The organism is Acinetobacter sp. HZNU-JH01, assembly GCF_037996845.1.
In the GTDB taxonomy this organism is placed as follows: domain Bacteria; phylum Pseudomonadota; class Gammaproteobacteria; order Pseudomonadales; family Moraxellaceae; genus Acinetobacter; species Acinetobacter haemolyticus.
In genome coordinates, this window is sequence record NZ_JBBMZX010000001.1 from 2,244,208 (window position 1) to 2,269,772 (window position 25,565).

Annotated in this window: 23 protein-coding genes; 10 read left to right on the forward strand and 13 right to left on the reverse strand. The window is 40.4% G+C overall.

Annotated elements, in window-relative coordinates; genetic code table 11:
- Positions 1 to 16: 16 nt before the first annotated feature.
- The 5 genes from AAC851_RS10730 to fadB form a co-directional block, all read right to left on the reverse strand.
- Positions 17 to 1,123 (reverse strand): beta family protein, encoded by a 1,107-nt coding sequence (locus AAC851_RS10730; protein WP_171456351.1) that lies wholly within the window; start codon positions 1,121 to 1,123, stop codon positions 17 to 19.
- Between the two features lie 5 nt (positions 1,124 to 1,128).
- A complete protein-coding gene (locus AAC851_RS10735) occupies positions 1,129 to 2,337 on the reverse strand; it encodes an ImmA/IrrE family metallo-endopeptidase (RefSeq protein WP_125503114.1) in 1,209 nt (402 codons plus the stop codon).
- Positions 2,337 to 2,591 (reverse strand): type II toxin-antitoxin system HigB family toxin, encoded by a 255-nt coding sequence (locus AAC851_RS15920; protein WP_125503112.1) that lies wholly within the window; start codon positions 2,589 to 2,591, stop codon positions 2,337 to 2,339. The genes AAC851_RS10735 and AAC851_RS15920 overlap by 1 nt, the downstream gene beginning before the upstream one ends.
- A 127-nt stretch (positions 2,592 to 2,718) precedes the next feature.
- Complete coding sequence (fadA, locus tag AAC851_RS10740) at positions 2,719 to 3,891, reverse strand: acetyl-CoA C-acyltransferase FadA (protein ID WP_004876444.1); 1,173 nt, start codon at positions 3,889 to 3,891, stop codon at positions 2,719 to 2,721.
- Between the two features lie 12 nt (positions 3,892 to 3,903).
- On the reverse strand, positions 3,904 to 6,057 hold the full coding sequence (gene fadB / locus AAC851_RS10745) for a fatty acid oxidation complex subunit alpha FadB (RefSeq protein WP_004637660.1): 2,154 nt from the start codon (positions 6,055 to 6,057) through the stop codon (positions 3,904 to 3,906).
- A 395-nt stretch (positions 6,058 to 6,452) separates the two neighbouring features.
- Here fadB and lpxO point away from each other — a divergent pair, with 395 nt between their 5' ends.
- The 4 genes from lpxO (at position 6,453) to pgsA (ending at position 10,920) form a co-directional block, all read left to right on the forward strand.
- The gene (lpxO, locus tag AAC851_RS10750) at positions 6,453 to 7,367 is read left to right on the forward strand and encodes a lipid A hydroxylase LpxO (protein ID WP_004637663.1); all 915 of its coding nucleotides are present in this window, start codon (positions 6,453 to 6,455) and stop codon (positions 7,365 to 7,367) included.
- Between the two features lie 160 nt (positions 7,368 to 7,527).
- Positions 7,528 to 9,327: an excinuclease ABC subunit UvrC gene (gene uvrC, locus AAC851_RS10755; RefSeq protein ID WP_134252955.1), complete on the forward strand. Its 1,800-nt coding sequence runs from the start codon at positions 7,528 to 7,530 to the stop codon at positions 9,325 to 9,327.
- Positions 9,328 to 9,432: 105 nt separating this feature from the next.
- Complete coding sequence (locus AAC851_RS10760) at positions 9,433 to 10,230, forward strand: thioesterase family protein (protein ID WP_340600859.1); 798 nt, start codon at positions 9,433 to 9,435, stop codon at positions 10,228 to 10,230.
- A gap of 105 nt (positions 10,231 to 10,335) precedes the next feature.
- Positions 10,336 to 10,920 (forward strand): CDP-diacylglycerol--glycerol-3-phosphate 3-phosphatidyltransferase, encoded by a 585-nt coding sequence (pgsA, locus tag AAC851_RS10765; RefSeq protein WP_005087994.1) that lies wholly within the window; start codon positions 10,336 to 10,338, stop codon positions 10,918 to 10,920.
- A gap of 238 nt (positions 10,921 to 11,158) precedes the next feature.
- Here pgsA and AAC851_RS10770 read toward each other — a convergent pair whose 3' ends face one another.
- The gene (locus AAC851_RS10770) at positions 11,159 to 11,926 is read right to left on the reverse strand and encodes an IclR family transcriptional regulator (protein WP_340600860.1); all 768 of its coding nucleotides are present in this window, start codon (positions 11,924 to 11,926) and stop codon (positions 11,159 to 11,161) included.
- 434 nt (positions 11,927 to 12,360) lie between these two features.
- On the opposite strand from AAC851_RS10770, the gene AAC851_RS10775 reads away from it, so the two are divergent.
- The 3 genes from AAC851_RS10775 (at position 12,361) to AAC851_RS10785 (ending at position 15,721) form a co-directional block, all read left to right on the forward strand.
- Positions 12,361 to 14,454 carry an FUSC family protein gene (locus AAC851_RS10775; RefSeq protein WP_340600861.1) on the forward strand — a complete coding sequence of 698 codons (2,094 nt, stop codon included), beginning with the start codon at positions 12,361 to 12,363 and terminating at the stop codon, positions 14,452 to 14,454.
- Entirely contained in the window at positions 14,447 to 14,653 is a 207-nt protein-coding gene (locus AAC851_RS10780; RefSeq protein WP_004637672.1) for a DUF1656 domain-containing protein, read from the forward strand. The genes AAC851_RS10775 and AAC851_RS10780 overlap by 8 nt, the downstream gene beginning before the upstream one ends.
- A gap of 66 nt (positions 14,654 to 14,719) precedes the next feature.
- Positions 14,720 to 15,721 carry an HlyD family secretion protein gene (locus AAC851_RS10785; RefSeq protein ID WP_325772007.1) on the forward strand — a complete coding sequence of 334 codons (1,002 nt, stop codon included), beginning with the start codon at positions 14,720 to 14,722 and terminating at the stop codon, positions 15,719 to 15,721.
- 1 nt (position 15,722) lies between these two features.
- Here the strand turns inward: AAC851_RS10785 and ruvX are convergent, their stop codons facing one another.
- The 3 genes from ruvX to recN all read right to left on the reverse strand — a co-directional run bounded on the left by ruvX (position 15,723) and on the right by recN (position 18,489).
- Positions 15,723 to 16,166 carry a Holliday junction resolvase RuvX gene (ruvX, locus tag AAC851_RS10790; RefSeq protein ID WP_017395821.1) on the reverse strand — a complete coding sequence of 148 codons (444 nt, stop codon included), beginning with the start codon at positions 16,164 to 16,166 and terminating at the stop codon, positions 15,723 to 15,725.
- Positions 16,159 to 16,713, reverse strand: a complete 555-nt coding sequence (locus AAC851_RS10795; RefSeq protein ID WP_004637675.1) for a YqgE/AlgH family protein — start codon at positions 16,711 to 16,713, stop codon at positions 16,159 to 16,161. The genes ruvX and AAC851_RS10795 overlap by 8 nt, the downstream gene beginning before the upstream one ends.
- A 114-nt stretch (positions 16,714 to 16,827) precedes the next feature.
- On the reverse strand, positions 16,828 to 18,489 hold the full coding sequence (gene recN, locus AAC851_RS10800; protein ID WP_262444012.1) for a DNA repair protein RecN: 1,662 nt from the start codon (positions 18,487 to 18,489) through the stop codon (positions 16,828 to 16,830).
- 333 nt (positions 18,490 to 18,822) lie between these two features.
- Between recN and ppnP the strand changes: the two genes are divergently transcribed.
- The 3 genes from ppnP (at position 18,823) to AAC851_RS10815 (ending at position 20,955) form a co-directional block, all read left to right on the forward strand.
- Positions 18,823 to 19,149, forward strand: a complete 327-nt coding sequence (ppnP, locus tag AAC851_RS10805) for a pyrimidine/purine nucleoside phosphorylase (RefSeq protein ID WP_004637677.1) — start codon at positions 18,823 to 18,825, stop codon at positions 19,147 to 19,149.
- Positions 19,150 to 19,257: 108 nt separating this feature from the next.
- Positions 19,258 to 20,004 carry a 23S rRNA (guanosine(2251)-2'-O)-methyltransferase RlmB gene (gene rlmB / locus AAC851_RS10810; protein WP_004637678.1) on the forward strand — a complete coding sequence of 249 codons (747 nt, stop codon included), beginning with the start codon at positions 19,258 to 19,260 and terminating at the stop codon, positions 20,002 to 20,004.
- Positions 20,005 to 20,043: 39 nt separating this feature from the next.
- A complete protein-coding gene (locus AAC851_RS10815) occupies positions 20,044 to 20,955 on the forward strand; it encodes a DMT family transporter (protein ID WP_017394516.1) in 912 nt (303 codons plus the stop codon).
- Here the strand turns inward: AAC851_RS10815 and coaE are convergent.
- From coaE to pilB, 4 genes are read right to left on the reverse strand one after another with little or no spacing between them, the layout of a single operon-like run.
- Positions 20,952 to 21,557 (reverse strand): dephospho-CoA kinase, encoded by a 606-nt coding sequence (coaE, locus tag AAC851_RS10820; RefSeq protein WP_005088002.1) that lies wholly within the window; start codon positions 21,555 to 21,557, stop codon positions 20,952 to 20,954. The genes AAC851_RS10815 and coaE overlap by 4 nt on opposite strands.
- A 1-nt stretch (position 21,558) precedes the next feature.
- Positions 21,559 to 22,419 carry a prepilin peptidase gene (locus AAC851_RS10825; RefSeq protein WP_151211331.1) on the reverse strand — a complete coding sequence of 287 codons (861 nt, stop codon included), beginning with the start codon at positions 22,417 to 22,419 and terminating at the stop codon, positions 21,559 to 21,561.
- Positions 22,419 to 23,645: a type II secretion system F family protein gene (locus AAC851_RS10830; protein WP_005083853.1), complete on the reverse strand. Its 1,227-nt coding sequence runs from the start codon at positions 23,643 to 23,645 to the stop codon at positions 22,419 to 22,421. Before AAC851_RS10830 ends, AAC851_RS10825 begins: the two co-directional genes overlap by 1 nt.
- Positions 23,646 to 23,669: 24 nt before the next feature.
- Positions 23,670 to 25,385: a type IV-A pilus assembly ATPase PilB gene (pilB, locus tag AAC851_RS10835; RefSeq protein WP_075316303.1), complete on the reverse strand. Its 1,716-nt coding sequence runs from the start codon at positions 25,383 to 25,385 to the stop codon at positions 23,670 to 23,672.
- Between the last annotated feature and the right edge of the window lie 180 nt (positions 25,386 to 25,565).

Genomic DNA, 25,565 nt, shown 5'->3' on the forward strand with positions numbered 1-25,565 from the left:
TAGATTTAAGGGACTTTTAAATAAATGTTTTTTGACTGACTTCCTCAAGAATATGTTGGATATGACGATTTGTATCAATTGCTATCCATGTCTCATGGTTACCTGAAGTCCGTTCATGCTTACTTACTTTTTTAATTTCGTTATCAGCCCAACTAGATGGGTCTTCTTCAAAATATGAAGAATTAACAATTTTCTTAGCTAAAGTATGCATTTGAGAGAAATTATGATCAATCGCTATCTTATGCCCTCTAGCGATATAGTAATGATTATCGGTCGTATAACGAATTTTTCCATTTGCATTATCTCCAGCTGGTACGCTTTCTTTTCCACTTGGAGCTTTGACGCCATAATCGCTATATTTGAATGAAATTTGTGGGAAAATTTTTATTAGATTCTGCCAGATTAAAGACTCTTTCCTTAATAAGAGACCGCAACTATCAGGTTCATCGACAGCTTTATCAATTGTTTCTGGAACACTTGAACCACTAATAATAATAGATAGAGGGGTTAGTTGAGTAAGTGCTTTGGCAATCCTTTGAGTTTTATCTATTAATTCAGGAAGTGATTTTTTAACAATACTTTTAAGATCTACAAGCATCACACATTGTTGAGGTGTAGCTTTAATTCCGTGAAGTATTTCTTCAATTTGTTCTAAAAAATATTCAGGTTCATCACTATCATCTAGTGCTTCGCCATCGAGACGAATAATAAAATATGGAGCATCTCTAAATTCCATTTTCGATAAGGTGGTTCGATAAGTTGAATCAAAGCTATTAAACCACCTATCATATCCAACGATAGGAATGACCCTAATGTCAAGTTGATATAAGGAGTTATAAATATACTCGAACACATGTCGACCATTTTCTAAAATTTGATCATTTTTACTATAATAATAAGTATCAACAGCTAAAGAGAAAAGTTGTGTTTTTTCAACTAATTTTTCAATAGTTTCCACTTTTCTATTAATAAAGTCTTCTTTAGAGGTTTTATCCCAATCCCCTACAGGGATTTCAAAAATAGGCATTACATGCTTTCGAACCTCACTTTGAAGTTTTGTTAAAGCTGTGAATTCACCACGTTTAGCTGGGAAAATAGGGAAATATGTATGTAGGGGATTCAAGTCTGTTACTCCATATAGGTTAATTCCGAATTAAAAAATTTCTTTACTTCATTTTGTCCTAACAGATCATTAAAGATTGTGTAATCATTTAATTCACTTCTTAGACGCCCTGCTATAACAGCAGGATGAATTCTTAGCTCATTTGCTAATGAATAAATATTTTCTCTAGTAGGATTTAAGAAAGCATCGCTTGTCTTCCAAATTCCTCTAGGAATAAATGCTTCTCGAGCTAATCTATTTGCTTCGGCTTCTTTGTGATCAACGGAGTTGTGCTCAAGATCATCTATAAAGGTGTCATTTTCATCTAAATGCTTCATTACATGAGCTAGCTCATGTAATAAAGTAAACCAAAAATTATCTAGTCGATCGTAACGTAATGAAAGAGCAATGATTGGTTTTCCATCAAAATCTTTTAAACAAGCACCATCAACTCTAGTACCTTTTAGATGAGACTCTATAACTATTGAAATTCCAACACTCTCTAGCTTCTTAACAGCTAAAAGAGGCCCATTATCTAACCAACTTAGTTGAGCTATTTCTCTTAAAAATTCTTTATTTACAATTTCTTTATGGAACAAATTGTTTCTAGTCTTTGTAGATCTACTCTTTTGTACAACTCGTGATAACCAAGCATGTAAAGCAAATTTAGTATTTGGAGAATATGCTTCACCGCTAAGCGTGCGTTTATATGAAGCTGCTGTAAAATTTAGCCCACTATTTGCTAAGTATTCGCTGACTATTTCTGCAATTCTTTCTCTATTTGGAATTTTTATCCAACCTCTACTTTCCATTTCTTTGACTGGAAACTTTTTCCAATCAATATCTGTGCTAGAAGATGGCTTAGTATTCGTTGGTGAAATTAGAGTTTCAGCAGGAATATTCAAACCTATAGATAGAGCTCTAATCATTTCTACAGTAAGCTTTCTTTTGCCATTTAGCACTTCTGAAACTCGGCTTGTAGTACCAAAATACGGGGCTAAATCAGCTTGTTTTAAATTTAACTCTTTCATTCGAAAGATGATTGCATCAATTGGGTCTGGGATATCCAATTGAAAATGTTTAGTTTCATAATCCTGAATTAATAAGCAGAGTAAATCTAAAGTATCTTTAGTGGCTTGATTTTTAGATGTATCGACATCCATTAAAGCTTCAACCTGCTCTAGGTAAGCTCTATATTGCTCGTCTGTACGGATGACTTTAATCTCAGTAGACATTAATTTAAACTCTTAACTTCTTTAATTACAACAATTTCATTGGCAAGACATATTTTAAGAATCAGATGAAGATTGGTGTCTAAAATAGGGATTCTGTATATATTCTTTTGAAGATATTCCATGCGAGGATACATCTTAAAAATATCTTCTGGGCGACGCCATGAAGTTTGAGTAACTTCATTTTCAAAAATAGAAATCCACTTAAGTGCTACATCTGATAAGTGATTTCTATTAATTCTCCCCAATAATCTCATAATGCTCTTAAAAAACTTCCCAATATGGGAACACAATAACAAAATATTCCCATATTGGGAAGTTTTATTGGGTTAAATAAAAAAATCCCCGCAAAGTGCGGGGATTTTCTTTTTATCTCAGTGTCGATTAAACACGTTCAATAATCGTCGCGATACCTTGACCAAGACCGATACACATGGTCGCAAGACCGATTTGAGTATCCTGTTGTTCCATCACGTTCAACAATGTAGTTGTGATACGAGCACCAGAACAGCCCAATGGGTGACCCAATGCAATCGCACCACCATTCAAGTTGATGATGTCTTGTTTGTCATAAACACCTAGACCTTTCATGACTGATAAGCCTTGAGCAGCAAACGCTTCGTTTAACTCGATGGTTTGGATGTCAGCCATCGTCAAACCAGCACGTTTAAGCGCTTTTTGAGTTGCTGGAACTGGACCGTAACCCATGATCGCAGCATCACAACCTGCAATCGCCATAGAGCGAATCACAGCACGTGGTTTTAAACCCAATGCTTGAGCACGTTCAGCAGACATCAACAACATTGCAGATGCGCCGTCAGAAAGAGCAGATGAAGTTGCAGCTGTTACTGAACCACCTTTAGGATCGAAAACTGGTTTCAATGCTTGGAACGCTTCAAGATTTGCATCTGGACGAATTACTTCATCGATGTCGCAAAGGATTTTGAAACCATTTGCATCATGACCCTCAACACCAACGATTTCGTTTTTGAAACGACCTTCTTGTGTTGCAGCCCATGCACGACGGTGAGATTCAACACCGAAAGCATCTTGCTCTTCACGAGAGATACCGTTCATACGACCTAACATTTCAGCAGTTAAGCCCATCATGTTCGATGCTTTTGCATAGTGTTTAGATGCTTCAGGGTTAAGGTCGATGCCGTGCATCATACCTACATGGCCCATGTGCTCAACACCACCGATGATGAATACATCACCTTGGTTCGTTGCAATCTGAGCTGCCGCAGTGTGGATTGCTTGCATTGAAGAACCGCAAAGACGGTTAACAGTTTGACCGCCAGCAGTTTTTGGAATATCAGCCAATAAACCAATGTTACGAGCAATGTTCATACCTTGCTCTAAAGTTTGGTTTACGCAACCCCAGATTACATCTTCAACTTCGTTGGTATCAAACTGGTTACGAGCAACAAGTGCACGTACTAACTCAGCAGATAAACTGTCGGCACGTACATTGCGGAACATACCGTTACGTGATTTGCCCATGGCAGAACGAACGCCATCAACAATCACAACGTCACGTGGATTTAAAGTAGCCATTCACGTCGCTCCTTAACCGTAGAATTTTGTGTTGTTAGCAGCCATGTCACGCAACATCTGTGGCGCTTCATAAGCTTTACCTAAGTGTGCATATTTGTCGCAAAGCGCAACGTATTCAGCAACACCAGTTTGGTCGATATAACGGCATGGACCACCACGGAATGGAGGGAAACCTACACCCATGATCATCGCCATATCTGCTTCAGAAGCAGTTGCAACGATGTTGTCTTCTAAGCAACGAACTGTTTCGTTACAGAAAGCAAGCATCATACGGTCAATGATTTCTTGTGGATCAAATTCACGTTTTTCGCCAGTCACGAAAGGCGCAATGATTTCGTAAGCTGTTGGATCAACAGTTTTCGCTTTCTTACCTTTCTTGTCTAACACATATTTGTAGAAACCAACGTCATTCTTTTGGCCAAGACGTTTTGCTTCATACATCGCTTCGATAGAACCTTTGTAGTCTGGCTTCATACGGTCAGGGAAACCTTCAGCCATCACTTCTGCGCCATGAACACCTGTATCAATACCAACAACGTCGATCAAGTATGCAGGACCCATAGGCCAGCCGAATTTCGCCATCACATTATCAACTTGCTGGAAGTCAGCACCGTCTTTAACAAGAAGGTCGAATGCACCAAAGTAAGGGAACAATACACGGTTTACTAAGAAACCTGGGCAGTCGTTTACAACGATTGGTGTTTTACCCATTTTTTGAGCTAGAACAACTGTAGTTGCGATTGCTTCATCAGAAGTCTTTTCACCACGAATCACTTCAACCAATGGCATCATGTGTACTGGGTTGAAGAAGTGCATACCAACAAAGTTTTCAGGACGTTGTAATGCTTTTGCTAAACGTGTAATTGAAATTGTTGATGTGTTAGATGCAATGATCGTGTTTTCACGAACATGCTTTTCAGTATCAGCAAGAACGATTTCTTTTACTTTTGGATTTTCAGTCACGGCTTCGATTACGATATCCACTTCTTTAAACTCGTCATAGCTTAAAGTTGGACGGATGCGAGCCAGTGTTTCACCCATTTGCGCAGGTTTCATTTTCTTGCGTTCAACTTGCTTGGTCAGCAAGCCATTCGCTTCTTTCATACCGAGCGCAAGTTGTGGGTTACCAATGTCTTTCATGATAATTGGTGTGCCTTTGCTTGCCGCTTGGTAAGCAATACCACCACCCATGATACCCGCACCTAATACAGCTGCTTGGTTAACAGGATGAGCACCTTTCTCATATTTCTTCGCAGTTTTCTTCACCACTTGGTCATTGATGAATAAACCGATAAGTGCGCCAGCTTGTGGTGTGATCGCAGCTTTAGCGAAACCTTGAGCTTCTGCTTTTAATGCGTCATCACGAGTTGAGCTTGCACCTGCTTGTAATGAGTCAAGCAATAATTTAGGAGCAGGGTATTGTGCAGGGTTTGCTTTCGCAAGAACCGCACCTTTCGCTGTATTGAACGCCATCATTTGTTCAAGCGGGTTCAATTTAATTGCGTCTAATTTTTCTTGACGCTTTGCTTTCCAGTTTAAACGACCAGCAATGGCTTGTTTAACTAAATCAACAGCAGCTTCTTGGAGTTTGTCAGCAGCAACAACCGCATCTACCGCACCATCTTTAAGTGCAGCAGCTGGCTTCTTCGGATTCGCCATTGCCATCCATTCAACGGCATTGTCGATACCGATCAAACGGCTTAAACGAACGCTACCACCAAAACCAGGATAGATACCGAGTTTGATTTCTGGTAAGCCGACTTGTGCTTGCTCAGACATGACGCGGTAGTCACACACTAAGCACATTTCAAAACCGCCACCAAGTGCCATGCCATTGATAGCAGCAACTTTAGGGATGTCTAAATCTTCAAAGCTATTGAAGATCTCATGTACAGGCATAAGCCAGTCAACAATTGCTTGTTCACCAGCAGCGAAGTTTTCGCCAAATTCAGTAATATCTGCACCAACGATAAATGTTGATTTCCCAGAAGTAACAACTAAGCCTTTAATATCGTTATTGGCTTTAACCGCAGCAATTGCTGCTTGGAAGTCTTCAATGGTCGCACGGTTAAATTTATTAACCGACTCACCTTGTAAGTCAAAGCGGAATTCTGCAATTCCGTCCGCAAGCATTTGGACGGTAATGGCATTGCCAGCGTGGATCATGCCTGATCTCCTTGTTGTGGAGGATTCTAAGTTGATGTCATAAAGCTTATGCGCCGGTTAGGTCGCAAAAACGCTTCGGTAATCTTACGATAACTATATCTAAAAAGGGCATAACAAAGTTGTATCAAGCCGTGACGCAGTGGTCATCAATTTATTCTAATTTTCAGAACATATTGGAAATTCAAAAACAAAAATGTTTTTATAGGGGCGAATATAAAGCTTAGTTTTTGATTGTTATACATAATTATAAAATACAATTGTTTTATCTAATTAAAGTAAATTGGTATTGCATAATATAAATTTGCTAGAATAATAGGCTTGTTTTTTGAGTGCGATTTTGAAATTTGGTTATCAAACTAGCATTTGATTTTCCTTTAATAAAGATAGAGTAATCTATGATTAAGTGGATCATATTAGCGATTTTTATCATTTCTGCGTTGTATATTCAGCGTCGTGGTAAAGTAAAGCATTCGTTTTATCGTCAGTTTTTTGACCATTCTACGATTCTCGCGCCAATCAATTTTTTAATGTACATGTTTTCCAAAGTGCCGAATCAGCCGTATATCGACACGCAGCATTTCAAAGACTTAAAAGTTCTAGATGAAAACTGGGAAATGATTCGTGATGAAGCAAAAGCATTGTATGACAAAGGCGGTATTAAAGCGTCCAGTACTTATGATGACTTGGGCTTTAACTCCTTCTTTAAAACAGGTTGGAAACGTTTCTACTTGAAATGGTATGACTCGGCGCATCCATCGGCAGCAGAACTTTGCCCGAAAACGACTGCATTATTAAAGACTTTGCCAACAATTAAAGCCGCAATGTTTACTGAGCTTGCGCCTGATAGCCGTTTGGTACGACATCGTGATCCTTATGCAGGTTCGTTGCGTTATCATTTAGGCTTAATCACACCAAATGATGATCGTTGTTTTATTGATGTGGATGGTGAGCGTTACTCATGGCGCGATGGTGAAAGTGTAGTATTTGATGAAACTTATATTCATTATGCTGAAAATACCACGGACCAGAACCGTATTATCTTTTTCGCAGATGTTGAACGTCCGCTTAAAACACGTTTTATGGAAAAGTTTAATCATTGGTTTGGCAAAAAAGTCATGACTGCGGCAAGTTCTCCAAATGAAGCTGGAGATCAAACAGGTGGTTTAAATAAAGCTTTTGGTTATGTTTACCAAATTCGTATTAAAGCCAAAGCTTTGAAGAAGTCAAATCGTCAGTTGTACTACTTTTTGAAGTGGTTCATCATGTTGGGCTTGTTCTTCCTTATCTTTATTCGCCCTTATGTGTTTTAAGACGTAGTCGAATCATTCATCGCTAATTTTTTCATATTTAGCCCTGAGATCTTATCGGTTTTCAGGGCTTTTTTATTGTTTAAGTTACAGTTCATCGGGACTTGAAATTCATCGATACAAACGACATCATCAAAAGCATTACTGATCATGAAAGTCTGCCGTGAATCCAAACGCACGTGAACACATTGAAAAAATACTTGCTCATATGACCCAATTGCCGGGCGTTTATAAAATGCTGGGCAAAGATGGAGAGTTGCTTTACGTCGGTAAAGCGAAGAATCTTAAAAATCGTGTATCGAGTTATTTTGTCAAAACCATTGAGCATCCAAAAACTCAAGCATTGGTTGCACGTATATATGACATCGAAACTTTAGTGGTCCGCTCCGAAACCGAAGCACTATTACTCGAACAGAACCTGATTAAATTGCATCGCCCACCGTATAACATCATGCTGCGGGATGATAAGTCGTATGTATATATCTTTGTTTCAGCAGATAAGCCTTACCCACGGATTGCAAGTGGACGGGGAAAAGGCAAACATCAAATCGGTAAGTTTTTTGGGCCCTATCCAAGTGCTTATAGTGCCCGCGATACCTTATTAACACTACAAAAATTGTTTAATGTCCGTCAGTGTGAAAATAGCTATTTTTCCCAACGTAAGCGCCCTTGTTTGCAATATCAAATCAAGCGTTGTACTGCACCCTGTGTTGGTTTGATTAGCCCAGAAGACTATAAGGAAGATGTAAATAATTCGATTCGTTTTCTACAAGGCGATACCAAAGAGCTGAATCAGGAACTGATTGGCAAAATGGAGCAAGCGGCTGAAGCTTTAGAGTTTGAGAAAGCAGTTTTTTATCGAGATCGCTTGTCCTTATTGCGCGAAGTTCAAGCCCAGCAAGCCGTTTTTAAAATTAAAGGTGAAGCTGATATTTTAGCGATTGCACACCAAGCGGGTGTTACCTGTGTTCAGATCATGTATGTGCGTAATGGTCAGATGCTGGGTGGAAAAAGTTATTTTCCAGATATGCTCGGGGATGATCTGGGGCAAATGTTGAGTGATTTTATCGCGAATTTTTACTTTCAAGTCGCGGATGAAATTCCAGTTGAACTGATCGTAAATTTAGAGGTTCCTGATAAAAAGCAATTGGAAGAAGCCTTGCAACAGACCTTTAATAAAAAAATCCAGATCAAACATAAGGTGCGTGAAACACGGGCTGAATGGCAGGAGCTTGCACAAATGAATGTGCAACATGCCATAAAAGGGAAACTCAGCAATCATCTCGAATTAAATGAGCGTTTTCATCAATTAGAGCAAGTGGTTGGTCGCCCAATTGATCGTATTGAATGTTTTGATATTAGCCATACCATGGGCGAGGCACCGATTGCTTCATGTGTGGTCTTTGATCAGGGTGGCGCAAGAAAACGCGATTATCGACAATTCGCAATTCAGGATATTACGGGCGGAGATGACTATGCGGCGATGCGGCAAGCTCTGATTCGACGGTATAAGAAGAATATGTTGCCTGATTTACTCCTGATTGATGGGGGAAAAGGGCAGCTACATATGGCAATGGAGGTCATGCAAGAGCTTGAGTTGGATGCTTTTATGATTGGTGTGTCTAAAGGTGAGGGACGTAAACCAGGGCTAGAAACCTTGCATTTTACCGATGGAACCAAGATTCAACTTGCTGAAGACCATAAGGCTTTGCATTTAATCCAACAAGTGCGGGATGAGGCGCATCGTTTTGCCATTACCCGACATCGTGCAAAGCGTGATAAACGTCGTAGTAGTTCAGTTTTAGAAGCCATTCCCGGCTTGGGACCAAAACGCCGTCGAGATTTGTTAACCCATTTTGGCGGTATTCAAGGTGTGCTGAATGCCTCTGAAAAAGAGTTGACTTTAGTTCCGGGTTTGGGTGAGGTTATGGCAAGGACCATTTATAAAATTTTGCATGAGTGATTTGACCAATTGACCAAATCTTTCAATGATTGATTGATCAATGACCATTCACAAATGACTAAAAACATTCAAAGATAGAATCTATTGAAGATAAAAGGAAAAATGATGTCATTGCTTCCACTGTATCAACAAGTTAAGCAACAAGAAACGATTGATATTCCATCAGGATGGTTACAAGGTCGAACCGTATTTGGCGGACTCATTGCAGGACTAATGATCCAAAAAGCAATGGGGGTGGTCAACGATCCAGCAAAACAGCTTCTCAGTTGTAATGTGACCTTCATCGGTCCTGTACAACATGGCGCAGCAAAGCTCACGGCTGAAATACTCCGTGAAGGTAAGTCTGTAACGAGTTTGGAGGTTCGTTTGTGGCAGGATGATGCAGTGCAAAGCATTTTGGTTGCGAGCTTTGGTTCGCAACGTGAGTCCCGCATTCATGTCAATCATCTGCCACATGAACCAGATTATCCATTGCCTGAAACCTTAGATAAAACGTTTTATATCGAAGGTTTAATGCCTGAATGTATGCAGCAATTTGAATTGTGTTGGGCTGAAGGTCATTATCCGATGGCAGGAAGTAAAGCGCCTGATTTTGGTGGTTGGAGTCGTTTTGCACCAAATCTACATGCTGATCGTGAAATGCAGCTTGCAGATTTGTTTGCATTGATGGATGTGTGGCCGCCAGGGGTGTTACCTATGTTTAAGACACCTGCACCAGCCAGTTCATTAACTTGGCAAATTACATATGTGCATCCGATTGCTCATCATATTCATGATTGGTTTAAATACAAGGTAACAACAGAGTATGCTGAACATGGTTACGCTACCGAATATGCTTATGTTTGGGATCGTGATCATCGGCTGATTGCGATCTTAAGGCAGACGGTTGCCGTGTTTGCCTAATCGACATTAGGCGGTATTTCGTATAAAGTTGCTTACAGATCGAAACAATCTCGGTACATCCTTTGCGCAATATGCAAATTTGATGCGAACAACATGGCGGTGTTTATGAGTACAGGGCGAATCCTGAACATTCCAAATATATTAACTTTGGCGCGTATTGCTCTCATACCTGTTTTTTTGGTAATCGCATATTGGCCACCAGCGATTGGCGCTGAACATCATGGTGGCATGCTACGTCATATCATATTGACAGCAATCTTCGTCCTTGCCGCACTGACCGATTGGTTTGATGGCTATTTGGCGCGAACATTGAACCAGACTTCTGCTTTTGGACGTTTTCTCGATCCCGTCGCAGATAAGTTAATGGTCGCGGCAGCTTTAATTGTACTTGTGCAATGGCAACCTACTATTTCAATGGCATTTGCAGCGATTGTGATTATTTCGCGTGAGATCACTGTTTCTGCTTTACGTGAATGGATGGCTGAGCTCGGGGCGCGAACCAATGTTGCAGTTTCTACAGTCGGAAAATACAAAACAGCATTCCAAATGATTGCGATCAGTGTATTTTTGTTGAACTGGCAACCCTTAGAAATGTGGGCATACGCTTTGTTATATGCTGCGGTACTGTTGACGTTATGGTCAATGTTTATTTATCTGAAAGCCGCATGGCCGTATTTAAAGCAGCCTTAATCTTTCCTTTTTTTGGTTGTTTCTTAAACCTTTCTTCGGGAAGGTTTTTTTATGCCTAGTTTACGATTTTTTAGAATAAATATAAGAAAAAAGCCCATCAGTTGATGAGCTTAGTTCTCTGAGGAAAATCATGCTCTTTTGGGAGAGTATGCTGAAGAACAAAATCATAATATGAGAATTTTTGCATATTTTCAATCTTTAAAAATGTAAAAATTTTTAAATATTCTCATAATAAGTTTTATCCATTTTCAGAAAGTAAGGCAAACTTGTGTTCAATTTGTGCTGCATTATTTTGTAAAATCTCGATCAGTTTCTGAATATTTAAAAAATCAAAGCGATTTTTTGAAGCGACTAAGGTGAGTGCAATGGGTGCTTCTTTGCTAGAAAAGCGAATAGGTACTGATAGTCCACAAACCATTGGGTCAATCTCACCTTGTGATAAATAGAAGCCTTGTTTTTTGATTTTTCGCATCTGTTGGGCAAACTCATCTAAATTCTGGGCAAAACCCACTTGAGCAAGTTCTTGATTGAACTGTTGGTAATAGGCTTGGATACGTTGTTTGCTCAAATGGGCAATCACGATTTTAGGAGAGGCACCAATATAAACAGGACGAGGGCAACCTCGACCAAAAGACAGCAGCTCTGCTTCTTTAAAAGTTTCATGATGTAAATCAATACAATAATCATGATTTAAATAAGTGAGTAAACAACATAGCTCAGTTTTATCCACGATATCACGCATAAATGGAATACTGATCTGAACCAATGGGTCGGTGCTATGCGAAATATAATCTAAAACAGCGATTTTGGAGCCTAAAGTATAATCTCCTGAAGTTCCGCTAATGCGTTTAAGCATATCGGCAGAAACCAATTCTTTAAGATAACGGTAGGCAGTCGGCTTGGACAATCCAAGTTCATCACAAATGATATCGACATTGATGATTGGGCGTGTAACCGAAAATAAATCCAGCACAGTGAGAATCTTACCAAAACTCGAACTTGCCATGATGATGTGCCTACTCCTTAAAAAGAACGTGAAAATCAAACTTTTATTGTTTTATAACAGAAAAGCGTTGAGTCTGATATGGGCCTTAGAATTTGTTGGGCTCACCTGAATAAATCTAAAGCTGTCTGAGAAAACTTAGCGAATTCAATAAAAACATGGTTATTAATTACATTAAATTATCAAATTATGATAATTATGTTGACTAATTTATCATTTTTTGGAAAAATTATCCATGCAATGTCTTCATTGGATAATTATTGTGCTAAGCAGTGATTTCCATAACGCTGTCCACATTGTGCCTCATTTCAAATTAATCAGCTTAGTGTTCATCGGCTGTTTTGGGTTAATCCTAAAATAGGCTGGATGTGTTGTCTCTTGATTTATATAGACCGCAATATGATGAGCAAAAACTGACCTAGCATTGAGATATATACATGTTACTTAAACAGTTGTTGGCTTTTAGACCAAGCCGACTAGACATCATTTTTGCCTCCAAAACCTTTGTGGCAGGTATGTTGGCACTGTTTGTTTCATTTGAACTGGATTTGATTAATCCGATGTGGTCGATTGGAACCGTTTTGATTATTGCTAATCCATACTCAGGAATGGTGTCATCAAAATGTGTTTATCGACTGGTGGGTACTGTTGTCGGAGCAATTATTGCTTTGATCTTAACCCCTCATTTTATTAATACACCGTGGTTATTCACGATTATTTTGTCACTTTGGGTTGGCTTTGCTTTGTACGTTTCTTTATTGGATCGTACACCTCGTAGCTATGTCTTTATGTTGGCAGGGTATTCAACTGCGATGATTGTTTATAACGCTATTACTTATATTGATAGCTACAATATTTTTGATATTGCTTTAGCACGAGTATTAGAGATTTCGATCGGTGTCATTGCAACTGCTGTTGTCTCTGCAACGTTCTTTCCAGTACATGTTGGGGCGATGATTAAACAAAGAGTAAACAAGGCATTACATGATCTAGAAAGCACATTTGAGAATTTGGTGACCATTCAGGAGACGCCTCAAGATTATACTCAGATTTTATCAGTGATTACCCGAGATGCCTCAGATATTCATGCGCTTGCTGTGCATTTAAATTATGAAAAAGGTGAGCTTAAAGGGATGACGAAACCGTTGCAAGAAATGTTGCATCAGGTTTCCCTCGTAGTGGCCAATCTAGTAGCACTTTCTCAACGTGTGAAACAGCTTGAAAAGATGCAAATGGTTGAGCTTGCACCACATCTAGATCGAATTAGACAGCGTACTTTATTATTTTTAAAGCAAGAAAAAGCATTGCACCCATCGGATTTACAAACGTTGCCGACAGGGTTTGAACAAGATTTTTCCGAATTAATTGCAATGGCAACATCCGAGCAGCAAGTTGTTTTGGGTGCTCTAAAAATGGATATCCGCCATTTTATTGCCAATATTTTGGCTGTGAAACTCATTTGGCAACACATTCAGCAAGGAAAAAAAGATATTCCAGCGGAAATTACCGCTATTAGTACCACCTATCCGAGTTTACATCGTGACCATGGTATTGCAGTTCGTGGTGGGATCAGTGCTGTATTAATTACTTTTATCGTCACTGGTGCGTGGATTATTTCAGGTTGGAAGGCTGGGTTTATGATGGCGCAGATGGGGGCAGTAACGGCATGTATTCTGACTGCCTTGGATAATCCAGTGCCTGTGTTGCGAATTTTTATTTGGGGCAGCTTGTTTTCAGCAGTCTTGGTCTTTTTGTATGCATTTGGAATTTTTCCACATGTGACACATTTTTGGCAATTGGCTTTGGTGCTTTTTCCTGTGTTTTTGGTTGCTGTGAGTATGATGGCAAATCAAATGTTGATGCCCGTTGGAATGGTGCTCGGTATCAACACAATGATGGGTTTGAATCTACATAATCAATACACCATGGATGCTGTGTCTTATTTAGACAGCTCCTTTGCGATGGTATTGGGTGTTTTGGTTTCATTGATTGTCATCGATCTGGTGAGAGCTGTTTCTCCAGATACCAGTGCAACACGTATTTTGGCTTTACATTATCAAGCCATGCGTCAAGCAATTCATATGGCTTACGGAAGTGACTTCAAGATCCACCTGCGCAGTATGCTAGATCGAGTGGGCGTATTGAATACCAAGATGGTACAAGATCTTGAGATAAAAACTTCGATTCAACATGCTTTGGTTGAGAGTAGTTCAATTGTTGATTTGGTTCGTTTGCAAGAAATTAGTCAGAAACTCCCTCAGTTTGAAACTTTGCAGAACCAAGTGAAGAGATTACAGCAACAATTGACTGATTATTTCAAAACCCAAGAAAAACGGTTGTCAGTGAATCACTTTCCAACAGAAATTGTTCAGCAAATAGAGCAATTGCAATTCATTTCCTCCGAAATTGAGGACGAGCAATTACGTCAACGTATGCGGATTTCATTGAACAATATTCGTGTCAGCATTGGACATATGCCTGCTGAAGAGATGTTCTCAACAATAAATGCTGTAGGTGTATCGCATGGGTGAAATAAATCTATATGGAATTTATATTCCGATTTTGTTGGTACAAGCCATTATTGCCTATGTGTTATTTAAGTTCTCTAGTCCGCTCACAGACCGTTTAATTGCAAAAGGTTGGATTGCCTTACCTAGCATTTTCAATCTGTGTTTTTACTTGGGACTATTGTTATTCGTACATGGATTGTTTGTTTGGCTGTGGGTTTAGTGGTTTCCATAAGCGCTCATTTTTGAAAATTGAATCGGTTAAGAATACGTACGAAAGGTGAAGAACATGAATGCATTTGATGTGCGAAAAGTTATACGTCCTGTGGTTTTGCTTCTCGCGATTTTGATCGCTGTCTATACAGTTGTGCATTTATGGAATTATTACAATGCATCGCCATGGACACGTGATGGGCGTGTCCGTGGTGATGTGATTCAGGTCGCTTCGGATGTGAATGGTTTGGTTACTGAGGTTTTAGTTCAAGATAACCAGACGGTGAAGAAGGGACAGGTGCTTTTCACCATCGATGTAGCACGCCAAGCTTTGGATGTTGAGCAGGCGAAATCTGATTTGGCCAAAGCCAATGCAGGATTGGCACAAGCGCAGGCGAATCTAGCTGGTGCAAAAGCAAGTTTGGTCAAAACTGAGGCCAATATGAAATTGGCTGAAAAGAATGCGGCACGTTATGCGAGTTTGATGGATGGTGCGATCTCAAAGCAAGAGCAAGATCAAGTTTTTGCCGCGCGTGATCAGGCACTTGCAGAACGTGAGCAATTGACTGCAACGATCGAGCAGGCCAATGCTGCGATTCAACAACAACATGCGTTGATCGAAGTTGCTCAGAGTAATTTACATTTAGCACAATTGAATTTGCAGCGCTCAGAAGTGGTTGCACCTGCGGATGGGACTTTGTCTAACTTTGACTTGAGCGTTGGTAATTATGTGAAGGTTGGGCAGCCTGTTGCGGCACTGTTGGATCGTCACCAGCTGTACGTGGTCGGATATTTTGAAGAAACCAAACTTAATCGGATTCATGTTGGAGACCAAGCGACTGTACAGTTAATGGGGGATAAACAGAAGATCCAAGGGCATGTACAGGGGATCGCTACAGGGATTGAAGATCGCGAACGTTCAGGAAGTTCTAATTTATTAGCAAACGTAAATCCAACTTTTAGTTGGGTGCGTTTAGCGCAACGTGTGCCTGTAAAAATTGTTTTGGATGAGCAACCGCATAATCCATTGGCTTTTGTCTCAGGACGTACTGCGACGGTCAGAATTATTGAGAAATAAGCTAAGGTGTAATCCCAACAGGATTGCGATACCAACTTTGAATAAGCAGTGCAGCGGCAAAGCTGTCTGCGGATAACCGCTTAGCTTGTCCTTTGCTTTGATAAAATTCGAGTTCTTCTCGTGCTTCTCGTGTAGTTAGGCGTTCATCTACCATCCAAGTGCTAATATTGGTTTGATGGCGTAGGCGTCTTGCAAACTTTCGAGCTCGGGCTGATAGTTCAGACTCACTGTCATCCATATTTAGGGGTAAGCCAACAATAAATAGATTGGGTTGCCATTCTTTGACGATTTTTAACAGTTGGTTCCAGTCGGGAATACCATCTTTCATGCTGAACAGTGGGAGTGGATTGGCACTTTCAATACTTGATTGGCCAATTGCCATTCCCATTTTTTGTGTTCCAAAATCAAAAGCCATAATAGATTGAGGGGGATTTAACTCAGGCATGGCCAATCTCTGAGGCAAGCCAAGTACGATCTACGCCGATTTTTTTATATGCCGCATCCCAACGATCGCCATAGGGTAGATTGAAAATCAAATCCATATCAGAATCACAAATCAACCAGTCGCCACGTGCCATTTCTTCTTCAAGTTGATTTTTTGCCCAACTCGCATAACCTAGCGCGATCTGATAACGGCCAACACCTTCATTGTGTGCAATCGCATCTAAAATATCTTTGCTGGTGGTAATACATACATTTTCACCAACGGCTATCGATGAATGCCAAGTCGGTTGTCCAGTATGTAATACAAAGCCAGCTTCTGGACGCAATGGTCCACCCTGCAAAACTGCATGGGGTTGTACATTATCCGCATCAATTTCTAAATCATTCAGTAGCTCTTTGATCTGTAATTCAGATGGGCGATTGATAATGATGCCTTGTGCACCGTCTTCATCATGGCGTGCAACATAGATGACCGTATTTGCAAAGAATTCATCAGCCATGTCTGGTGGAGCAATGAGACAACGATGTGTTAAATATTGTTTCGTCACCTAGGCGGTTCTCCATCAAAAGATTGAGTTAATCTATGTATATAGGTTCTTTTTATCAACATACAAGAGTTAATCGGATTTCGCCAATCATTTTCTGATAATTTGTTGCAAAGTTCAGGTTGATTGGAATTTAAGTTGGCGTAATTGCTTGGCGTGTTGCAGGGTTGTTTCGCTAATTTCTACCCCACCAGACATACGCGCGAGCTCTAAAATACGATGCTCTTCATCCAACTCAATGATGGTGCTACTCGCAGGATCTGTTTGTTGTTTTTTCACCAATAAATGCTGATCAGATTGTGCTGCCACTTGGGCTTGATGCGTAATACAAAGTAACTGGACGTGTTGAGCCAAATCAGCCAGTAACCGGCCAACAACTTCAGCTGTTCCACCGCTAATCCCCACATCGATTTCATCAAAAACCAACACCTCGGCTTCGGTTTTCTCTGCATTCATCACTTGCATGACTAAGGCGATACGGGATAATTCTCCGCCCGATGCAACGCGTGCCAGTGGTTGTGGTGGAATCCCTTTATTCGCAGTAAAGAGCAGTTGAATTGTGCTCAGTCCCTCGGCATTGGCTTGTTCCATCGGCTCAAATTTGAACTCAAAATGTGCTTCTGGTAGCGCAAGGGGTTTCACTTGTTCAGTCAGTTGTTTAGCTAAAGGAATGGCAGCTTCACGACGAATTTGATCTAGATATTCGGCTTTTTGCACAAATGCTTGATGAGATAATTCAACCTGTTCTGCCAACGTTTCAGGATCTTCAAGTTGATGTAGTTGTTCTAATTCTTGTTGCCAGGTTTCATATTCTTGTTTTAATAATTCAGGTTGGGTGCGGTATTTTCGTGCCAAACGATGAAAGACTTCTAAGGTGGTATTTAGTTGTTCCATACGTTCAGGATCAAAACTTTGGCGGTCAATGAACTGACGTAGACTTGCAGTTGCATCGTCAATTTCACTTTGAGCATTTAATAATGAATTATAAATATTAGAAAGATGCTCACTACGTCCAGCATGAGATTCTAAACGGCGGATAATTGATGCAATTTCTTGGGTAATATTTTGCTCTGCTTCATCTAAGACATTTAAGCTATAGCCACAGTCCTGCATGATATGTTCGTGATGGCTTAGGCGATCAAACTCTTGTTCTGTTTCTCGATAATCCGTCTGAATGACCTCTTCGAGTTCTTCAATTTGTAACTCCAAACTTTGAATTTTTTGGATGCGCGTGGCTTGAGCATCTAAAGCTGCTTGATGTTGGCGAATATTATTTTGCCATGTTGCATAGGCATCACGCACTGCTTGAGTAGGTTCTGCAAAGTTATTGTAGCGATCTAACCAATGTTTAGGATAGGGTGGTTCGAGTAATTGTTGCTGGCTGTGCTGACTATAAAGCTGAACCAGTAAACGTCCGATTTCTTTAAGTTCAGCTAAACTGCTCGGTCGACCATTGATCCACGCTTTACTTCGTCCCGTGGCAAAAACAACACGTCTTAAATGAATTTCCCCCGTGTCATCTTCAAGTTCATGCTCAGTCAACCAATGGGCTTCAGCACTGTCTGGTTGGTAACTGAACACAGCGGTGACATCTGCCTTGTCAGCGCCATAGCGAACATAGTTGGTATCGGTGCGTTCACCCAAACAGGCAGACAAAGCATCTAACAATAATGACTTGCCGGCACCTGTCTCACCTGTTAAGACATTGAAGCCTTGTTCAATGTCTAAAGCCAAATGGTCAGCCAGTGCAAAATTAATTAAAGTTAAATGGGTCAGCATGAATGCATCCAATGCATGAAATCTTTTGCTTAAAGATAGAGAAATTTTACCGAGGCGACAAGAGTATCTTGTTTGATCGAAACAAAAGAACGCTGAATTTATTTGCATTCAGGATTAGTGGAATATTGTTGTAAATAAATGACTTGATCATTTTAAAGCGCGCCCCTTGTTATATTCGTTGATTAAAGAGGTTGCGGGGTCATTTTATTTTATCTCAGCGCTGAGAAAATTGCGGAGAAAGCATGATAAAAATGGATTGATTCGTGGCGCTGGCACAATTAAACTAGCTCCATCATAACCTAATATAAATGCTGCATTATTTGGAGAGTAGGCATGAGTTCAGTGCAGTTTGATCATGTTACGGTCATTAAAAAATCAAATGTGTATTTTGGCGGGGCATGTATCAGTCATACCGTACAGTTTGAAGATGGAACGAAAAAGACGTTAGGTGTGATTTTACCCACTGAACAACCTCTAACTTTCGAAACCCATGTCCCTGAGCGTATGGAAATTATTTCAGGGGAGTGTCGTGTGAAAATTGCCGATAGTGCTGAAAGTGAATTGTTCCGTGCGGGACAGTCTTTTTATGTACCAGGTAATAGTATGTTTCATATCGAAGCAGATGAAGTCCTTGATTATGTTTGCCATTTAGAAGGCTAACCTATTTGGACCTAAATCGAGTACACTATATCTAAAGAGAATCCTGTAAAGCCATTTACAGGATTTTTTATTTTTTTAAATTTCCCCCTTAAGTTAAAGAGGTTGTTCATGGCAAAACCTGAATATTATTATGGCGTTCACTCTGTTGAGACGTTGTTAGAGTTAGAGCCTGAACGTGTTTTGACCTTATTTACCTTAAAAGGGCGTGATGATCAGCGTTTACAAAAGATTTTGCAGTTAGCAGAACCTTTTGGTATCAGTGTACAAAAGGCGAGTCGTGACAGTCTAGAAAAATTGGCAGGTCAGCCCTTCCATCAGGGCGTTGTTGCAGCTGTGCGTCCACACCCGACCTTGAACGAAAAAGATCTTGATCAACTGATGCAACAATCACCAAATGCTTTATTGTTAGCTCTAGATCAAGTGACAGATCCACATAATTTAGGTGCTTGTATTCGTACAGCGGCGGCAATGGGTGTACAGGCTGTAATCGTGCCGCGAGATCGTGCCGCTAGTTTGACACCGACCGCCCGAAAAGTTGCCGCAGGTGGTGCTGAAAAAGTTAAATTTATCCAAGTGACCAATTTAGCGCGTACTTTGGCACATTTGAAAGACACCACGCATACTCGTGTGATTGGTACCATGTTAGATGAAAAGGCTTTGCCGATTCAACAATGTGACTTTAGTGGACCTGTGGTGATTGTTATGGGGGCTGAAGACACAGGTTTAAGACCAATTACGCAGTCGCAATGTGATCAAACGGTTTATATTCCAATGTCAGGTGATTTACAGAGTTTAAATGTGAGTGTCGCGACTGGCATGGCGCTCTATGAGGCTTGTCGTCAGCGCAACCTGTAAGCTTGATGCATTACTCAGCCATCGATTAAGTGATTGAACATGACCTCGCGAACTCAAGGCTACATATTTATCTTGATCACGATGTGCATTTGGGGCGGATTTACTATTTTTTCTCGTCTCAATGCCCACTGGCATATTAATGCCTGGGATTTAGTGGCCATGCGTTTTGCGATTGCATCGATGATCTTAATGCCAATCTTAATTTATAAAAAGGATTTGGCTTTTTTATGGCAACCTCGTGCCGTGATTTTGGCATTGATTGGTGGGCTGGCGTATTGTTTTACGGTCTATATTGCTTTTTTACATGCACCAGCAGCACATGCCGCCATTTTCCTTAATGGTTGTATTCCTCTTTGTACCGCCGTGGCGGCCTATCTCATCTTTAAGCAACCTTTTGATAAACATACTTGGATGAGTTTAGTCATCATGTTGAGTGCATTAGCGCTGATGAGTTATTTGATGTTGCATGAACAAACCACTGTATTTGGGGTGGGGGATGTACTTTTGTTCATGAGTGCAGTCTGGTGGGGTATTTTTACCGTACTTCTTAAACAATGGAAAATGTCGGCGTGGCATTCTACGGCGAGTGTAGTGATTTGGTCAGCATTGATTTATCTACCAATTTATTTTTTATTTATTCCAAAGCATTTCCATGAGGCAGAACCTTTACATTTAGTTATACAAGGACTGTTCCATGGCGTATTAGTCGTCATTATTGCAACCTTGACCTATGTTGCTGCAATTGAGCGTTTGGGTGCATTTAAAACAGGAAGTATTGTCACTTTGGCACCCTTTATTGCTGCTGTGATTGCAGTGCCGTTGTTAAATGAGCCTTTAAGTCTTGCTGTTGCGTGTGGTCTAGTCGGGATGGCAATTGGTGCATTACAGCCTTGGAGATGGCGGAGACAAGACAGTTTAAGTCAGCAACTTTCCCAGCAAAATAAAAATTAGCTGTGTTTTTCAGCACGTTGCAAATAAGTAAGATGCAAGGGTCTCAGTTGTTCATGTAAATGTTCTAATAAACCATCATTCAACACAATATCATTGGCCAGTTGCTGTTTTTGATTTCTTGGCATTTGCGCTGCGATAATTTTTCTAATTTGTTCTTGGTTTTGTCCATCTCGTTGGCTAGCGCGTTGCAATTGCGTTTGCTCATCTGCATCAACCAGTAGCGTATGATGGACCAATTCATGTTGATTTGTTTCAAATAAGAGTGGTGAAACCAAAATGACATAAGGGCTTTCAGCATGCTGTAGTTGTTGGATAATAGACTGACGAATCGCTGGATGGGTAATCTGTTCTAAGGTTTGACGGGCTTCAGGAGATTTGAAAATATGCTCTCTAAGCGCACGTCGATTCAGATGACCGTCTTCAAGTAAGACCCAGTCACCGAAAGCTTGATGGATATCTTGCAGCGCCTTTTGACCTGGTTCGACGACCTCTCTCGCCACAACATCTGCATCAACGACTGTAATACCTTGGGACTCAAACCATTGAGTCGCAGCTGATTTACCGCTGCCAATACCACCTGTAATCCCCAAGATAAATTGCATATTAGCCACCTAAATAAACTTTCATAATTTGATCACCCCATAAAAATGCGATCCAGCCTGCAATTGCAATATAGGGGCCAAAAGCAAAGGGCTGATTTTCACCGCGCATTTTCAATAAGATGATACCAATAATTGCGCCGACAACAGAAGAAAGTAACACAATTAAAGGCAAGAGCATTGGACCCATCCAAGCCCCTAATGCAGCCAGTAATTTAAAATCGCCATAGCCCATACCTTCTTTGCCAGTAAAGATTTTAAAAAGATAATAAACAATCCAAAGGCAAAGGAAGCCAATCACATAACCCCAAATTGCTGAGTTTGCTGTGGTGTAAATCGCAAAACTATTAATGGCTAAACCGAGTGCTGCCAATGGGAGTGTAAAGCGGTCTGGAAGCAATTGTGTATCAAAATCAATAAAAGTAAGGGTAATTAACACCCAAGTCAGAACTAAACCGAATAGCATTTGGAGGGTAGGACCAAAAACAGCAACGACCACTAGAGAGCATCCCATGGTCAATAACTCGATCAATGGGTAACGAATACTAATCGGGTTTTGACAGGCACCGCATTTACCACGGAGTACTAACCAGCTGATCACTGGGATATTTTGATACCAGCGGATAGGGGTGTGGCACTTAGGGCAAGTTGATGCAGGTTGACTTAAAGTCAGCTTTTCTTCTTCAATGACAGGTTGTTCTGGATGGAGTAGCATTTGGCATTCTTGTTGCCATTCCTGCTCCATCATTCTTGGCGTTCGGAAAATAACAACATTCAGAAAGCTACCAATACATAAACTAAAAAGCCCAACTGCTAGATAAAGTGCAGTTGGGTTTTCGATAAAATAATTTAAGAATTGCTGCATTAGACCACAGAACCCATTTGGAAAATTGGAAGGTACATCGCGATAACAAGACCACCCACAAGTACTCCTAGAATTGCCATAATTAATGGCTCCATCATTGCGGTTAAGCCATCGACCGCATTGTCGACTTCATTTTCGAAGTGAGTGGCAACTTTATCAAGCATACTATCTAAAGCACCTGATTCTTCACCAATTGCGACCATTTGAATCGCCATTGATGGAAAGCGATTAGAAACACGCATGGCAAATTGTAACTGTTGTCCTGTAGCAACATCTTCACGAATTTTCATCACGGCTTCTTCATAAACAACGTTGTTGGTTGCACCAGCCGTTGATTCGAGTGCATCAATCAATGGAACCCCTGCTGCAAATGTTGTTGCAAGTGTACGACTATAACGCGCAATAATGGCTTTATAAACCAAATCACCAAAAATCGGTAAGCGTAATGCAAGTTTATCAAGAGTGTCGCGGAATTTTTTACTACGCTTTTTGGCTTCAAGAAAACAGGCAATAATCGCACCGACAACGATAATTAAAATAAACCAATATTCTTGCATCCAAACGGACATATTCACGACCATTTTGGTAAAAGCAGGTAAATCTGCACCAAATGAGCTAAATAGATCTTGGAAAACAGGGACTACCTTGACCATCAAAATAATCGTGACAATCACTGCAACCACGATAACTGTCGCAGGATATTTCATGGCTTTTTTGATTTTTTGTTTGAGTAACTCACTTTTCTCTTTATAAATCGCGACGCGATCTAGCATGGTTTCTAGTGCACCAGATTGTTCACCAGATTCAACTAAAGAGCAAAAGAGGTTGTCAAAGTATTGTGGGTATTTTCTTAATGCGCCCGCAAAGGTATTACCGCCTTCAACTTCGCCTTTGAGTCCAAGCACTACTTCCCGCATCGATGGATTCTCTAAACCTTCAGCCACGATTTCAAAGCCTTGCACGAGTGGGACACCAGCTTTCATCATGGTTGCCAGTTGGCGTGTAAATACCGTGATATCAAGGGTGGTGACTTTCTTCTTCATCAAACCTTCAAGAATGTTTTTGCGTTTTTCTCGAATGTTCTTAATCGTTACCCCTTGTTTGCGTAATGTGACTTTGGCTAAAGCCATATTACGTGCTGGTAATTCCCCTTTAATTTTTGCCCCTTTGCGATCTACCCCTTCGTAAGCAAAAGTAGGCATCATTTGCGCTTTTTTAGCTGCCATGACTGATAATCCTTTTTATTAATTTTATTCACTTGTGACGCGGTTAATTTCTTGCAATGAGGTAATACCTTGCATGACCTTCTTTAAACCTGAGCGTCTTAAATTATTAAATCCTGCTTTTTCTGATGCCGCTGCGATTTGTAAAGCATTGCCATCCTCCATAATAATTTTAGAGATCTCAGGCGTCACCTTCATGACCTCATAGATACCGACACGGCCTTTATAGCCTTCACGACATTCTGAGCAGCCGACTGGTTGAAAGATTTGCAATTCAGGGTCAGCTAAATCCTGTTCAGTAAAGCCGAGTTCTAATAAGCTTTGTTTGGGGATCTCTATGGGTGCTTTACAGTGTGAGCATAAACGACGGGCTAAGCGTTGTGCAATCACAAGATTGACCGAAGTTGCGATATTGAAAGAGGGAACGCCCATATTGCGTAAACGCGTCAGTGTTTCAGGTGCACTATTGGTATGTAGCGTGGACATCACCATATGACCCGTTTGAGCAGCCTTGATTGCAATTTCTGCTGTTTCTAGGTCACGAATCTCACCGACCATGATAATGTCTGGATCTTGACGTAAGAATGCTTTCAGCGCGGCAGAGAAGGTAAGGCCTGTCTTAGTATTGACGTTAACCTGATTGATTCCTTCTAAATTAATCTCCACTGGGTCTTCAGCAGTAGAAATATTGGTGTCTTCAGTATTTAGAATGTTGAGACCTGTATATAACGACACAGTTTTACCAGAACCTGTTGGGCCAGTAATTAACAGCATGCCTTGAGGTTTATCCAATGCTTCTAGGAATAACGCCTTTTGTTCATCTTCATAGCCTAAGGCTTCAATTCCGAGCATGGCGCTGGAAGGATCCAGAATACGGAGTACTAGCTTTTCACCAAATAGGGTAGGCAGTGAGTTGACACGAAAGTCAATCGCTTTGGTTTTCGAAAGTTTGAGCTTAATACGACCATCTTGCGGCATTCGTTTTTCAGAAATGTCCATTTGAGACATGACTTTTAAACGGGAAGCTAAGCGATTTGCCATTTGCAACGGTGGCGTCGCAATTTGTCTTAAGACACCATCTACGCGATAACGAACACGATAGGTTTTTTCATAGGGTTCAAAATGTAGATCAGACGCACCCATGCGAATGGCATCAATCAGTAACTTGTTGATGTACTTTACAATTGGTGATTCATCCCCTTGAGGCGTTTCATCACTTTCATCTTTTTGCGAATCTTGGCTGACATCAATATCTAAGTCAAAGTCTTCACTGTCACCAAAATCAAAACTTCCAGAGTCACCAAACTGCTGTTCAATCAGTTTTTCAAGTTTACTATGTTCGACGATAATCGGTTCAATATTGAGTTTGGTGTTAAATCGCATCGCATCAAGCGCGTCGATATTGGTTGGATTGCTTGTCGCGACATAAAGAATTTGCCCGCGTTGAATGAGAGGGGCAACCCGATGCTTTTGAATTAATTTGCTGTCAGCAAGCTCACGAGGTAATAAAGCAGTATCAAAAACAGCTAAATCAAAAATAGGTTCGCCAAACTCTGCCGAGATTGACTCTGCAATGGTCAGTTGAGAGATACGATGATGTTCAATTAAATATCCAACAATATCTTGTTGTGTTTTTTTTGCTGTATCGATTGCAGTTTGCATTGTCGATGCAGACATATGACCATCTTCGACCAACCGTCGAATAAACCCCGAAAATTTTGGAGACGTATGTAATCCTGACATCTGTCCGCCTTATATCAAAATGTTTATAATATGTATCCTAAAAATTATACTTTTGTTATGCAAAAATACTACTAGAGAAAGTGTCGTTTTTGACTTGATTCATTGCTAAAACTTTGAACTAATCGAGTTTTTTGTCAATTAATTTTGTTTGTTGTATTCGATATTCACAACAAGATAAAA

Bases quoted from the DNA above. Each gene is read 5' to 3' on its own strand.
- AAC851_RS10735 (WP_125503114.1), bottom strand. From the start codon at position 2,337: ATGTCTACTGAGATTAAAGTCATCCGTACAGACGAGCAATATAGAGCT.
- AAC851_RS15920 (WP_125503112.1), bottom strand. From the start codon at position 2,591: ATGAGATTATTGGGGAGAATTAATAGAAATCACTTATCAGATGTAGCA.
- fadA (WP_004876444.1), bottom strand. From the start codon at position 3,891: ATGGCTACTTTAAATCCACGTGACGTTGTGATTGTTGATGGCGTTCGT.
- fadB (WP_004637660.1), bottom strand. From the start codon at position 6,057: ATGATCCACGCTGGCAATGCCATTACCGTCCAAATGCTTGCGGACGGA.
- lpxO (WP_004637663.1), top strand. From the start codon at position 6,453: ATGATTAAGTGGATCATATTAGCGATTTTTATCATTTCTGCGTTGTAT.
- AAC851_RS10760 (WP_340600859.1), top strand. From the start codon at position 9,433: ATGTCATTGCTTCCACTGTATCAACAAGTTAAGCAACAAGAAACGATT.
- pgsA (WP_005087994.1), top strand. From the start codon at position 10,336: ATGAGTACAGGGCGAATCCTGAACATTCCAAATATATTAACTTTGGCG.
- AAC851_RS10770 (WP_340600860.1), bottom strand. From the start codon at position 11,926: ATGGCAAGTTCGAGTTTTGGTAAGATTCTCACTGTGCTGGATTTATTT.
- AAC851_RS10775 (WP_340600861.1), top strand. From the start codon at position 12,361: ATGTTACTTAAACAGTTGTTGGCTTTTAGACCAAGCCGACTAGACATC.
- AAC851_RS10780 (WP_004637672.1), top strand. From the start codon at position 14,447: ATGGGTGAAATAAATCTATATGGAATTTATATTCCGATTTTGTTGGTA.
- AAC851_RS10785 (WP_325772007.1), top strand. From the start codon at position 14,720: ATGAATGCATTTGATGTGCGAAAAGTTATACGTCCTGTGGTTTTGCTT.
- ruvX (WP_017395821.1), bottom strand. From the start codon at position 16,166: ATGCCTGAGTTAAATCCCCCTCAATCTATTATGGCTTTTGATTTTGGA.
- recN (WP_262444012.1), bottom strand. From the start codon at position 18,489: ATGCTGACCCATTTAACTTTAATTAATTTTGCACTGGCTGACCATTTG.
- ppnP (WP_004637677.1), top strand. From the start codon at position 18,823: ATGAGTTCAGTGCAGTTTGATCATGTTACGGTCATTAAAAAATCAAAT.
- rlmB (WP_004637678.1), top strand. From the start codon at position 19,258: ATGGCAAAACCTGAATATTATTATGGCGTTCACTCTGTTGAGACGTTG.
- AAC851_RS10815 (WP_017394516.1), top strand. From the start codon at position 20,044: ATGACCTCGCGAACTCAAGGCTACATATTTATCTTGATCACGATGTGC.
- coaE (WP_005088002.1), bottom strand. From the start codon at position 21,557: ATGCAATTTATCTTGGGGATTACAGGTGGTATTGGCAGCGGTAAATCA.
- AAC851_RS10825 (WP_151211331.1), bottom strand. From the start codon at position 22,419: ATGCAGCAATTCTTAAATTATTTTATCGAAAACCCAACTGCACTTTAT.
- AAC851_RS10830 (WP_005083853.1), bottom strand. From the start codon at position 23,645: ATGGCAGCTAAAAAAGCGCAAATGATGCCTACTTTTGCTTACGAAGGG.
- pilB (WP_075316303.1), bottom strand. From the start codon at position 25,385: ATGTCAGGATTACATACGTCTCCAAAATTTTCGGGGTTTATTCGACGG.